The organism is Microbacterium sp. gxy059 (assembly GCF_050958665.1).
GTDB lineage: Bacteria > Actinomycetota > Actinomycetes > Actinomycetales > Microbacteriaceae > Microbacterium.
The window spans coordinates 45,042-57,609 of the sequence record NZ_JAMXWT010000008.1 but is presented as its reverse complement, the minus strand read 5'-3'; the positions used below and the strand labels follow the sequence as shown (position 1 = coordinate 57,609).

At 71.4% G+C, this 12,568-nt stretch carries 11 protein-coding genes; 8 read left to right on the top strand and 3 right to left on the bottom strand.

Features of this window, described 5'->3' with window-relative positions:
* Window positions 1–59: 59 nt before the first annotated feature.
* A complete protein-coding gene (locus tag NHL53_RS06775; protein WP_433776092.1) occupies window positions 60–1,892 on the bottom strand; it encodes an AMP-dependent synthetase/ligase in 1,833 nt (610 codons plus the stop codon).
* Between the two features lie 127 nt (window positions 1,893–2,019).
* On the opposite strand from NHL53_RS06775, the gene NHL53_RS06770 reads away from it, so the two are divergent.
* Both NHL53_RS06770 and NHL53_RS06765 read left to right on the top strand, forming a co-directional pair.
* Entirely contained in the window at window positions 2,020–2,739 is a 720-nt protein-coding gene (locus tag NHL53_RS06770; RefSeq protein WP_433776091.1) for a lysophospholipid acyltransferase family protein, read from the top strand.
* A gap of 58 nt (window positions 2,740–2,797) precedes the next feature.
* Entirely contained in the window at window positions 2,798–4,135 is a 1,338-nt protein-coding gene (locus NHL53_RS06765; protein WP_433776090.1) for a class II 3-deoxy-7-phosphoheptulonate synthase, read from the top strand.
* A 55-nt stretch (window positions 4,136–4,190) separates the two neighbouring features.
* On the opposite strand, the gene pknB is transcribed toward NHL53_RS06765, so the two are convergent.
* Window positions 4,191–6,389 carry a Stk1 family PASTA domain-containing Ser/Thr kinase gene (gene pknB, locus NHL53_RS06760; protein ID WP_433776089.1) on the bottom strand — a complete coding sequence of 733 codons (2,199 nt, stop codon included), beginning with the start codon at window positions 6,387–6,389 and terminating at the stop codon, window positions 4,191–4,193.
* 89 nt (window positions 6,390–6,478) lie between these two features.
* Here pknB and NHL53_RS06755 point away from each other — a divergent pair, with 89 nt between their 5' ends.
* The gene (locus tag NHL53_RS06755; RefSeq protein ID WP_433776158.1) at window positions 6,479–6,817 is read left to right on the top strand and encodes an Rv2175c family DNA-binding protein; all 339 of its coding nucleotides are present in this window, start codon (window positions 6,479–6,481) and stop codon (window positions 6,815–6,817) included.
* Window positions 6,818–6,823: 6 nt separating this feature from the next.
* Here NHL53_RS06755 and NHL53_RS06750 read toward each other — a convergent pair whose 3' ends face one another.
* Window positions 6,824–7,927 (bottom strand): polyprenyl synthetase family protein, encoded by a 1,104-nt coding sequence (locus NHL53_RS06750; protein ID WP_433776088.1) that lies wholly within the window; start codon window positions 7,925–7,927, stop codon window positions 6,824–6,826.
* A 69-nt stretch (window positions 7,928–7,996) separates the two neighbouring features.
* Here NHL53_RS06750 and NHL53_RS06745 point away from each other — a divergent pair, with 69 nt between their 5' ends.
* The 5 genes from NHL53_RS06745 (at window position 7,997) to NHL53_RS06725 (ending at window position 12,560) form a co-directional block, all read left to right on the top strand.
* Entirely contained in the window at window positions 7,997–8,389 is a 393-nt protein-coding gene (locus NHL53_RS06745) for a DUF3040 domain-containing protein (RefSeq protein WP_433776087.1), read from the top strand.
* Window positions 8,390–8,655: 266 nt separating this feature from the next.
* Entirely contained in the window at window positions 8,656–9,087 is a 432-nt protein-coding gene (gene mraZ, locus NHL53_RS06740; RefSeq protein WP_433776086.1) for a division/cell wall cluster transcriptional repressor MraZ, read from the top strand.
* A 113-nt stretch (window positions 9,088–9,200) separates the two neighbouring features.
* Window positions 9,201–10,154 carry a 16S rRNA (cytosine(1402)-N(4))-methyltransferase RsmH gene (gene rsmH, locus NHL53_RS06735; protein WP_433776085.1) on the top strand — a complete coding sequence of 318 codons (954 nt, stop codon included), beginning with the start codon at window positions 9,201–9,203 and terminating at the stop codon, window positions 10,152–10,154.
* Complete coding sequence (locus tag NHL53_RS06730; protein ID WP_433776084.1) at window positions 10,151–10,735, top strand: hypothetical protein; 585 nt, start codon at window positions 10,151–10,153, stop codon at window positions 10,733–10,735. Before rsmH ends, NHL53_RS06730 begins: the two co-directional genes overlap by 4 nt.
* Before the next feature lie 31 nt (window positions 10,736–10,766).
* Complete coding sequence (locus tag NHL53_RS06725) at window positions 10,767–12,560, top strand: peptidoglycan D,D-transpeptidase FtsI family protein (RefSeq protein ID WP_433776083.1); 1,794 nt, start codon at window positions 10,767–10,769, stop codon at window positions 12,558–12,560.
* Window positions 12,561–12,568: the final 8 nt, after the last annotated feature.

Genomic DNA, 12,568 nt, shown 5'->3' with positions numbered 1-12,568 from the left:
CACGCGACGGGGCCCGCGATCTCGGAGGAGATCGCGGGCCCCGTCGTATGTCGACGCGCTCAGCCGATGGGGATGTTCTTCGTGACGTCGCGGCCCGTCGAGTAGATCCGCTCGATCTCGTCTCCGAAGTCCTTCATGATCTCCGCGCGCTTGATCGAGAGCTTCGGCGTGAGGTGGCCGCTGGCCTCCGTCCACTCCGTCGGGAGGATCACGAACTCGCGGATCGACTCGGCGCGCGAGACGCGCTGGTTCGCCTCGTCGATCGCGCGCTGCACCTCGGCGCGCACGGCGGGCGACTGCGCCGCCTGCTCGACGGTGAGGTCGGAGGACTCCCCGTGCGTCGCGAGCCAGGCGGGGAGCATCTCCGGGTCGAGCGTCACGAGCGCCGAGATGAACGGCTTCTGATCTCCCACGACGACGACCTGGCCGACGATGGGGTTGGCGCGGATCGGATCCTCGAGCATGGCGGGGGCCACGTTCTTGCCGCCCGCCGTGACGATGATCTCCTTCTTGCGGCCGGTGATCGTCAGGTAGCCGTCGTCGTCGAGCGTGCCGAGGTCTCCCGTGCGGAACCACTCGCCGTCGAACGCCTCCGCCGTGGCCTGCGGGTTGCGCCAGTACTCGCGGAAGACGTTGATGCCCCGCACCTGGATCTCGCCGTCGTCCGCGACCCGCAGGCCGACGCCGGGCAGCGCCGGCCCGACCGTGCCGATCTTGAAGCCAGACGGCAGGTTCACGCTCGCGGGGGCCGTCGTCTCCGTGAGGCCGTAGCCCTCGAGGATCGTCACGCCGAGGCCCCGGAAGAAGTAGCCGAGGCGATCGCCGAGCGGAGCCGACCCCGACACCGCGTAGGTGACCCGGCCGCCCATGAGGGCGCGCAGCTTGCTGTAGACGAGCTTGTCGAAGAGGCGGAACTGAGCCGCGAGGAGCGGGCCGACGCGCTCGCCGGCCTGCACGCGCCGGGAGTGCTCGATCGCGATCTTGGCGGCGCGCCGGAAGATCTTGCCCCTGCCCTCCGACTCCGTCTTCTGCTCCGCCGAGTTGTAGACCTTCTCGAACACGCGCGGAACCGCGAGCAGCAGCGTGGGCTGGAAGGACCCGAGCGTCTGCACGAGGTTCTTCGTGTTCGGCTCGTGCCCCGTGCGGATGCCGGCGTGGATGTACAGGATCGACATGAAGCGCGCGAACACGTGCGCCGTCGTGATGAACAGCACCGTCGAGGCGCCCGGCTGCTGGAGGATCACCTCGAGCGCCTTCGCGGAGTTCTGAGCCAGGTCGACGAAGTTGGAGTGCGTCAGCACGCATCCCTTCGGGCGGCCGGTCGAGCCAGACGTGTAGATGAGGGTCGCGACGTCGTCGGCCCTGGCGAGGCTCCGGCGGCGCTCGATCTCGTCGTCCTCGACCTCGGCGCCCTGCTCGACGAGCTCGTCGAGGGCACCGGTGTCCATGCGCCAGTACTGGTCGATGAGAGGCAGCTCGTCTCGCACCTCGGCGACGCGCGCGTCGTGATCGGCGTTCTCCACGAGGAGCGCCACGGCCCCGGAGTCGGACAGGATCCACTGGATCTGGCTGGGCGAGCTCGTCTCGTAGACGGGGACCATCACGGCGCCCGCGTAGAAGAGCGCGAAGTCGACGAGCGACCACTCGTACGTGGTGCGGGCGAGGAATCCGACGCGGTCGCCGGGGCGGACGCCGGCGGCGACGAAGCCCTTCGCGAGCGCGACGACCTCCGACTCGAACTCGCGCGCGGTCTTGTCGCGCCACCCGCCCGAGCCGTCGGGGATCCCGAAGAGCGCCTTGTCTGGTGTCTCTCGCGCGCGATCCGCGAGCAGATCCGAGATGTTGCGGTCGGGGTCGGCGGGGACGATCATCTCCGTGGAGAACTCGATCACGGCAGCTCCTTCGATACCGGTCGGGGCGGGCTTCGGGTCTCTCCGCCCGTCGCATAGGGTTCTTCCAGTCTAAGGGGGAACATGCCGCCGGATAGACTCTCCGCCGTCCCCGACCCCTGGAGTCCGCGTGTTCTACTGGATCCTCAAGAACCTGATCGTCGGCCCCGTCCTCAAAGCGCTCTTCCGCCCGTGGATCACGGGAGCCGAGCACGTGCCGAAGCAGGGCGCCGCGATCCTCGCGAGCAACCACCTCTCGGTGGTCGACTCCGTCTTCCTCCCGCTCATGCTCGATCGGCGCATGTCCTTCCTCGCCAAGGCCGAGTACTTCACCGGGCGCGGCATCAAGGGGTGGGCGACGAAGTGGTTCATGAAGGGCACCGGCCAGATCCCCATCGACCGCTCGGGCGGATCGGCGTCGGAGGCGGCTCTGAACACCGCCCTCCAGGTGATCGGGCGCGGCGACCTGCTCGGCATCTACCCGGAGGGCACGCGCAGCCCCGACGGCCGTCTCTTCAAGGGGCGAACGGGGATCGCGCGCATGGCACTCGTCGCGAAGGTCCCCGTCATCCCGGTCGTCATGGTCGACACCGACACGATGCTGCCGATCGGCGCGTCGCATCCCCGCATCATGCGCGTCGGCATGGTGCTGGGCGAGCCGCTCGACTTCTCCCGCTACGAGGGACTCGAGGACGACCGCTTCGTGCTGCGCAGCGTCACCGACGAGATCATGGTCGCTCTGCAGCAGCTCGGCGGTCAGGAGTACGTCGACGACTACGCCTCCAAGCACCGCCGGCTCGCGGAGGCGGAGGGGCGGCTGTCGAAGGGCGCGTTCGCCCGGGAGGAGTGACGACCGGCGCTCCCGCGACGTGTCGGATCCGGCTTCCCGCAGCCGCTAGGATCGAGGGATGCAGCACACCCTCGGCGCGCCCGACTCCTGGCGCGGACTCCCGATCAAGCAGCAGCCCTCCTGGCCCGACCGCTCCGCCGTCGATGCGGTGTCGGCCGAGCTGTCGACCCTGCCTCCGCTCGTGTTCGCGGGCGAGGTCGACGCGATGCGCTATCGCCTGGGAGAGGCCGCCGCGGGGAACGCCTTCCTGCTGCAGGGCGGCGACTGCGCCGAGACGTTCGCTGGCGCGACCGCCGACAAGATCCGCAACCGCGTGAAGACGCTGCTGCAGATGGCTGTCGTGCTCACCTACGGCGCGTCGATGCCCATCGTGAAGATGGGGCGCATGGCGGGCCAGTTCGCCAAGCCGCGCTCGAAGGACACCGAGACGCGCGGCGACGTGACCCTCCCGGCCTTCCGCGGAGACATCGTCAACGGCTTCGACTTCACGGAGGGCTCGCGCACCGCCGACCCCGGCCGGCTGCTGCAGGCGTACCACACCGCGGCGAGCACGCTGAACCTCATCCGCGCGTTCACGCAGGGCGGCTTCGCCGACCTGCGCGAGGTGCACTCGTGGAACAAGGGCTTCGCCGAGAACCCGGCGAACAAGCGCTACGAGCAGATGGCCGTCGAGATCGACAGGGCGATCAAGTTCATGGAGGCGGCCGGAGCCGACTTCGAGGAACTCAAGCGGGTCGACTTCTTCACGGGCCACGAGGGCCTCCTCATGGACTACGAGGCGCCCCTCACGCGCATCGACTCGCGCACGGGCGACGTCTACAACACCTCGGGGCACTTCCTGTGGGTCGGCGAGCGCACGCGCGATCTCGACGGCGCGCACGTCGAGTACTTCTCGACGATCCGCAACCCGATCGGCGTCAAGCTCGGCCCGAGCACGACGCCCGAGACGGCGCTCGCCCTCATCGACAAGCTCGACCCCGAGCGCGAGCCCGGCCGGCTCACGTTCATCACGCGCATGGGAGCCGGGAAGATCCGCGACGCCCTGCCCCCGCTGCTGGAGGCGGTCAAGGCGTCAGGCGCCCAGCCGCTGTGGGTCACCGACCCGATGCACGGCAACGGCTTCTCGACCCCGACGGGCTACAAGACGCGCCGCTTCGACGAGATCGTCGACGAGGTGCGGGGCTTCTTCGAGTCCCACCGCGCCGTGGGCACCCACCCGGGAGGCATCCACGTCGAGCTCACGGGCGACGACGTGACGGAGTGCCTCGGCGGCTCGGAGGACATCGACGAGGCCGCGCTCGCGACGCGCTACGAGTCGCTGTGCGACCCCCGCCTCAACCACATGCAGTCGCTCGAGCTGGCGTTCCTCGTGGCGGAGGAGCTCGAGAAGCGCTGAGGCGCAGGCCGAGCATGAGCGATCGAGGGGATCCCCGAGGGGGTCCCCTCGATCGCTATATCTGGCCGGTCGTGCTGAGGAAGAGCCGCACGGTCGTCTCGGACGGCACGTGCTCCTCGCCCGCGGCCGGGTCGGTGGAGCTCACCACGACCCACGCGTTGGGGAAGGCGTTCCAGAGCGCCGAGTACTCGGTGGAGAACCCGGCGTCCTCGAGCGTCGCGACGGCCTCGTCGCGGTTCATCCCGACGACGTCCGGAACGGGCTGGGGCTGCGGTCCGAGCGACACGATGAGGGTGACCTCGTCGCCCGCGCGCCACGCGCCGCCGCCCTCGCGGTCGGCGAGGCCGATGACGGACCCGGCGGGCACCGCGTCATCGTACTGCTCGATGCGCTCCCCGGCCACGGACAGCCCGGCGTCGAGGAGCGCGGACACGGCCTGGTCGGCGCTCTCGCCGGCGACGGCGGGCAGGGGGCCGAGCGAGACGATGAGCGTCCCGGTCTCGCCGACCTGCCAGGGTCCGTCCTCGCCGCGGTCGGCGAGCCGGATGACGGACCCCGCCTCGGTCTCGGCGTCGAAGATCTCGACCGCCTCGTCGGCGACCTCGAGGCCCGCGTCGCGGAGCTGGCCTGCCGCGTCGTCCGGCTGCGTCCCCGCGACGTCGGGGAGCGGGCCGTGGGAGACCGTGAGCCGGGCGCCGTCGCCCTCGTGCGCGTCGCATCCCCCGCCGCAGCCGAACGCGTCGCCTCCCGCACGGGGGAGGATCGCGGCATCGACGACGGATCCCGCGGCGTCGTCGACGAACACGCCGACGGTCTCGTCGTCGACGAGGATCCCCGCGTCGTCGAGGGCGGCGCGCGCGTCGTCCTCGGTGCCTCCCGTCAGGACGGGCACCGACACGGGGCGCTGTCCGGCGGAGACGAGCACCGTCACGACGGCGCCCGGATCGACGCGGGATCCGCCTCCCGGCTCCGTGCCGATCACGGCTCCCTCCGGGACGTCGAGGTCGTGCCTGCTCTCGTCGACCGCTTCGAGGCCTGCGCCCGCGAGGGCGGCCTGCGCCTCCTCGAAGCTCGCGGCCCCCGACACGTCGGGGATGGGGACCTGCGATCCCGGCCCCGACCCGAACCACCATCCGGTCCCGCCGGCGGCGAGGGCGAGCAGCAGCACGATCGCGACGGCCCACCAGCCGCGACGCTGACGACGGCGCGTGGCCGTGCGCAGCGCCGCCGCGTTGTCGTCGGCGGATCCGGACGCGATCGGGCCGGTGGGCGCGAGCACGGAGGTCGGGTCGGCGTCGGCCACCGCCTCGGGCGGCAGGAGCGCGGTCTGCGCCGCCGTCTCGAGCGCCTCGACATCGGACGCGGCCGGCCGCAGGGGCGGGACCGTCTGCACGGGCACGGGGAACACGTCGATCTGCCGCTCGATCTCCCTCAGGCGCGCGAGCATCGTCTGCGCGTCGGCGGGGCGCTCGTCGGGCTCGCGCTCCGTCGCCCACAGGACGAGCTCGTCGAGCTGCTCAGGCACCTCGGGGTTGCGGATGCTCGGGCGCGGCACCTGCTCCGTCGCGTGCTGATAGGCGATCTGCATCGGCTGCTCGCCGTGGTACGGCTGGTCGCCCGCGAGCATCTCGTACAGCATGATGCCGAGCGCGTAGATGTCGGTGCGGGCGTCGGCGGTGCCCTGCGTCACGAGCTCCGGGGCGAGATAGGCGATCGTGCCCATCAGCTGCTGGCCGGTCGAGGTGTTCGCGCTCGTCGCCCTGGCCAGGCCGAAGTCGCCGATCTTGATGCGGCCGTCCTCGGCGAGCAGGACGTTCTCCGGCTTGATGTCGCGGTGGATGAACCCGGCCGCGTGCGCGGAGGAGAGACCGGACAGCACGGCGTCCATCACCGTGATGGTCTGCGAGAGCGTGAGGCGCTGCTGCTGGGTGAGCAGGTCGCGCAGCGTGAGGCCGGGGAGGTACTCCATGACGAGGTAGGCGATGTCGCCGTCCTGCCCCTGGTCGAAGACGCCGACGACGTTCGGGTCGCTCAGGCGCGCGGCCGCGCGCGCCTCCTGGATGAAGCGCATCTGGAAGCGGCTGTCGTCGCTCAGGTGGTGGTGCATCACCTTCAGCGCGACGCGGCGCTCGAGGCGCAGGTCGGTCGCGACGTAGACGGTGGCCATCCCGCCGCGGGCGATGCGCGCGCGGACGCGATAGCGGCCGTCGACGAGCCGCCCGATGAGCGGGTCGGTCGTCGGTCTGTTCGGCACGAGGGCGATTCTACGGATCCGCGGCCGCGATCCCGGTCAGGCGCACCCTCAGCGCGACATGACAGAATCGGCTCGTGTCCGACAACGCGATGAACCCCGTTCCCGAGATCGACTGGCTGACCCTGCCCGAGGTGGGGGAGATCCTGGGCGAGAAGCCGGGGCGCGTGCACCGGCTTCTCGACGAGCGGCACCTCCTCGCGCTGCGTCGCGACGGCGTCCTCCGCGTGCCGGCGTCGTTCCTGCGCGACGGACGGCCGCTTCCCGCGCTGCGCGGCACGATCATGGTGCTGCAGGACGCGGGGTTCTCCGACGAGGAGATCGTCGACTGGCTGTTCCGCGTGGAGGAGTCGCTCGGGAACGCTCCGATCGAGTCCCTCCTGGCCGGCCGCAAGGCCGAGGTGCGCCGCGTCGCCCAGACGCTCGCCTGATCCGCGCTACGCCGCGCGGCGGGTGGCCGCCTCGATGAGCGGCAGCAGCTCGTCGCGCACCCCGGGCGCCAGCCTGCCGTCGTCGAGCTGACGCTCGGCGTCGGCGACGAATCCCGCGATGCGCTCCTCGACGCGATCGAGCGATCCCGTCTCGCGGATGTCGTCCTGCAGCGCGGCGATGTCGCCGTCCGACAGGTCTCGCCGGCCGAGGGCCCCGTCGAAGCGCGCTCGTCCGACGGGCGACATGCTCTCCCTGGCGAGGGCGACGAGCAGCGTGCGCTTGCCCTCGCGGAGGTCGTCTCCCGAGGGCTTGCCCGTCACGGACGGATCCCCGAACACGCCGAGCACGTCGTCGCGCAGCTGGAAGGCGAGGCCGGTGGGGGTGCCGACCTCGCGCAGCGCGCGGAGGGCGTCGTCGTCGGCCCCGCCGAGAGCGGCGCCGATGACGAGCGGCTGCTGCACGCTGTAGCGCGCCGACTTGAGGGTCGCGATCCGGAGGGCGCGGTCGGCGTGGGCGGCGTCGGGGATCGTGACCCAGGTCGCCTCCTCGGCGACGTCGAGGAACTGCCCGAGGATGACGTCGCGTCGCATGCGGGCGTACTCGGCGCGCGCCCGTCGATCGCCCCCGGCCGCCGCGGCGGCCGACTCGAACAGGTCGTCGCTCCAGCCGAGCAGGAGGTCGCCGAGCAGGACGGCGGCGGAGCGGCCGAACGCCTCCGCGTCGCCGTCCCAGCCGGACGCGCGGTGCCTCGCCTCCAGGGCGCGGTGCGCCGACGGTCGGCCGCGTCGGGTGTCGGAGTTGTCGACGATGTCGTCGTGCACGAGGGCGGCCGCCTGGAACACCTCGAGCGCGGCGCCGAGGTCGACGGCCTCGGGGGCCAGCGTCTCGGCTCCGGTCACGGCGCGCCAGGCGCCGCACGCGAAGCGGGCCCGCAGCCGCTTGCCCCCGTCGAGCGCGCTCGCGGCGGCGTCGACGAGCACGGAGGCGACGGGATCGGCGTCGGGAAGCCCCGCGAAGACCGGGTCGAGGCGTATCTCCTCCGCGCGTTCGGCGAGAAAGCTCGCGAGGCGCTGGGAAGTGGCTTTGACCGAGGCGGGGGAGGGCGTCACTCTTCTAGCCTAGGAGGCCACCTCGGCGGTAGACTGAGGGTCAGGTTTTCGAACGAGGGGGTTTTCCCGATGCCACTCTCCGAGCAGGAGCAGCGACTTCTCGATGAGATGGAGCGCCAGCTCATGCAGAACGACGCCGACGTCGTCCAGGCAGGCGGCCGGCGCGCGCTGAGCTATCGCAACATGGTCATCGGCGCGCTGCTCGTCGTCGTCGGCCTCGGCGCCATCGTCGGAGGCATCGCCCTCTGGGGCACCGCCGCCGTCGCGGGCGTCATCGTCGGGGTCATCGGGTTCGCCGCGATGGTCGGCGGCGTCGTGCTGGCGCTCACCCCGGGCAAGGGCGTCGACGAGGCCCCCGCCGCCCGCGGCCCCCGCAGTCCGCGCACCCCCGGCGGCTCATCGAACGAGTCCTTCATGGATCGCATGAACGACAGATGGGACCGCCGCCAGCAGGGCGAGTAGCCCGCTCCGCACCCCGCGCCGCCTCCTTCGGGAGGCGGCGCTTTTTCGTGCCCGGACGGCGTCCGGGGAGCGACACGCCGCCTTCCTCCACCGGATCCCCGATTCCGCTCCACTTCCCTCCACCCTGCCCGACCCGCATGATTCCGCGGGTTCGGGCATGTGCTATGCGCGCGCTGTGAGAAAGAGGGGGTGGGAAGTGGGGGGAAGTGGAGTAATGTGGGGCGCACCTCACGGACGGCTGATCACGACAGGGGGGTGAATGGCCGATGCTGCTGGGCACCCACACGCCGAAGCTCGACGACAAAGGCCGCGTCATCCTCCCCGCGAAGTTCCGCGAGGAGCTCGCGGGCGGCGTCGTCGTGACGCGCGGCCAGGAGCGCTGCCTCTACGTGTTCTCCACGTCGGAGTTCGAGCAGGTGCACGAGCGGATCCGCCAGGCCCCCCTGAGCAACAAGCAGGCCCGCGACTTCATGCGCCTGTTCCTCTCCGGAGCGAGCGCAGAGACCCCCGACGGGCAGAACCGCATCACGCTGCCGCAGCACCTGCGGCAGTACGCGGGCCTCGCGAAGGAGCTCGTCGTGACGGGCGTCGGCGCGCACGCCGAGATCTGGGACGCCGAGGCATGGAACACCTACCTCGCCGGCAACGAGGACGCCTTCTCCGAGATGCAGGAGGAGGTGATCCCCGGGCTGTTCTGAGGCCCGGGCGGCTGTGACTCCCAGCCGCGGCCCTGACTCCTCTTCCCCGGAGGCAGGTCGCGCGGATGGGGATCAGAGTCGCCCGGAACCGAGATGAGAGCACCGCATACGCCATGAGCATCCGCGACATCCACGTCCCCGTCCTGCTCGACCGCTGCGTCGAGCTGCTCCGCCCCGCCCTCGAGCGGGACGGCGCCGTCTACGTCGACGGCACCCTCGGCATGGGCGGTCACGCCGAGGCGATCCTCGAGAGGTTCCGCTCCGCGCACCTCGTCGGGCTGGACCGCGACCCGCAGGCGCTGCGCATCGCGGGCGAGCGGCTCGCCCCCTTCGCCGGCCGCACCGCGCTCGTGCACACCGTGTACGACGGGATCCTCGGCGCGCTCGAGACGGCGGGACACGAGCGGGCCGATGCGGTCCTCTACGACCTCGGGGTCTCGTCGCTGCAGCTCGACGAGGCGGATCGGGGGTTCGCCTACGCGCAGGACGCGCCTCTCGACATGCGCATGGACCCGACGACCGGCCGGACGGCCGCCGACGTGCTCGCGACGTACGGCGAGGGGGACCTGCGCCGCATCTTCGAGCGGTACGGCGAGGAGAAGCTCGCCGGCCGCTACGCGCGCGCCATCATCGCGGCGCGCGCCGCCCAGCCGATCACCCGATCCGGCCGTCTCGTCGACGTCCTGCAGGACGCGACGCCCGCCGCCGTCAAGAGCGCGGGACACCCCGCCAAGCGGGTCTTCCAGGCGCTGCGCATCGAGGTGAACGGCGAGCTCGCCGCGCTCGAGCGCGCGATCCCCGCCGCGCTGCGCTCGCTCTCCGTCGGAGGCCGCCTCGTCGTGCTGTCGTATCAGTCCCTCGAGGACCGGTTCGTCAAGCGGCTGTTCGCCGAGGCGACCGCGTCCACGGCCCCGCCGGGGCTGCCTGTCGAGCTCCCGGAGCATCAGCCGCGCTTCCGCCTGCTCGTGCGGGGCGCGGAGCAAGCGAGCGACGAGGAAGCGGAGCGCAACCCGCGCGCCAAGCCGGTCAGGCTGCGCGCCATCGAACGTGTGAGGGAGGACGCATGAGCATCGCCGATGTCGATCTCATCCCGTTCGACGACGGTCGCTCGGGACGCGAGAGGCGCGACGAGCGCCTGAGGGCGCTCGACCGCCCCCTGCCGAGGAGGCGGCCCCGTCTCGCCTACGCGCTCCTCGCCGTGGCGGGCGCGGCGCTCATCGGACTCGCCCAGCTCGGGGTGTCGATCCTCACCGCGCAGGGGTCGTACGAGCTCGCCGCGCTCCAGGCGGAGGAGCGGCAGCTCACGCTCGACGTGCAGGAGCTGTCGGACGACGTCGCGGGGCTCGCATCGCCCCAGTACCTCGCCGCGAACGCCGCCGCGCTCGGGATGGTCATCGACTCGTCGCCCAGCTACCTGCGGCTGAGCGACGCGAAGGTCACGGGCGCGGGAGAGGCGGCGGGATCGACGTCGACCGTCGACGTGTCCGGCGGCAGCGCCGCCCCCAACGCCCTCATCGCCGACACCCCGCTGATCACGGATCCCGACGCGACGGTCGACGAGGGATCCGACCCGGCATCCGATCTGCCGGGGGACATGCCCGTCCCGCCCGCGATCGGCGACGGGCTGCCGTCGCCCTCCACGCACTAGAGACCCAGGACAGAAGCCGAGGGGGAACAGGATGACCGCGAAGACCGCCCCGAGCGTGCGGCGCCGCACGAGCGTCGCGCTCGTCGCGATCCTCGTCGTGCTGCTCGCGTTCGTCGTGCGGCTGTTCGACATCCAGGTGGTGCGCGCACAGGAGCACGTCGAGGACTCCCAGACCATCGCCTCGATGGTGCAGTCGGACACCGTGCACGGCGTGCGCGGATCGATCGTCGACGACGCCGGCGACGTCCTCGCCTCGAGCACGGTGCGCTACATCGCCGTGATCAACCCCCGCCACGCCCAGGACGTGACGCGCCACGACGACGCCGGCGAGGAGTACGTGGAGTCGTGGGGGCATCTCGCCGAGCGCATCGGCGAGATCGTCGACGCGAGCGGCTCCGACATCGAGAAGTCGGTCGCCGACGCGCTCGAGGCGAACCCGAACGCCCAGTACCTCCGCATCGCGACCGGGCTCACGACCGAGCAGTACCGCGACCTCCTCCAGCTGGACGCGCCGATGCTGAGCTTCGAGACGCAGAAGTCCCGCACCTACCCGAACGGAGCCGTCGCCGGCAACATCGTCGGCTTCGTCGGCGGCGACGAGGAGCCCCTCGCCGGATACGAGCGGATCGAGGACGGCTGCCTCGCGTCGGAGGACGGCGAGATCACCTACCAGGTGTCCGGCGACCACGGCGTCCGCATCCCCGGCACGACCCACTCCTCTCCGGCGACCGACGGCGGCACGCTGCAGCTGACGATCGACACCGACCTCAGCTGGTACCTCCTCCAGATGCTCAAGGAGGAGGTCGAGACGCAGCAGGCGCTCGCCGGGCAGATCATGGTGGCCGAGGTCGCCACGGGCGAGGTGAAGGCCGCCGTCGAGTACCCGACGGTCGATCCGAACGATCCCTCCGCGGCCGAGCCCGAGGATCGCGGCTCGCGCATCTTCACCACCCCGTTCGAGCCGGGCTCGACCTTCAAGGCGCTCACGACGGCGACCGTGCTCGACCAGGGGGCCGCGACGCCCCTGACGCACGTCTCCGCCTCGGGCTTCGAGGAGTTCCCGAACGGCGCGCGCGTCGGCGACTCCTTCTCCCACCCGCAGTACGAGTACACGCTCGCCGGAGCGATGGTCGACTCGTCCAACGTCGCGCTGTCGAAGATCGGCGAGCTCGTCCCCGCGCAGACCCGCCAGGAGTACCTCGAGCGGTTCGGCGTCGGAACGCCCACGCCGATCGACTTCGCGGGGGAGGAGCCGGGACTGCTGCACCCCGCCGACACGTGGGACAACCAGACCTACTACGCGACGACCTTCGGCCAGGCGATGCTCGTCACGATGCCGCAGGTCGTGAGCGCCTACCAGACGCTCGCGAACGGCGGCGTCCGGCAGCCGCTCCACATCGTCGACGGCTGCACCCGCGCGGACGGCACCGTCGAGAAGGAGGACCTGCCCGAGGCCGAGCGCGTCATCGGCGAGCAGGCCGCCGACCAGACGGTGCAGATCCTCGAGAACGTCGCCGCCGAGGGCGCCGTCTCCGAGCAGATCTCGATCCCGGGCTACCGCGTGGCCGCCAAGACGGGAACCGCGCAGAAGACCGACGGCAGCGGCGGATACAAGGCGAACGCCTACTACACGAGCCTCATCGGCATGGCGCCGGCCGAGGATCCTGAGTACATCGTCATGGTGACGCTCGACGAGCCGCGTAGGGTAACGTCATCTGCGGCCACCGCCCCGGCGTTCAACAAGGCGATGACCCAGGTCCTGAAGACCTATCGAGTGATGCCGTCGAGCGAGCCGTTCGAGCCCCTTCCCAAGTTCACGGACTGATCCGCGCT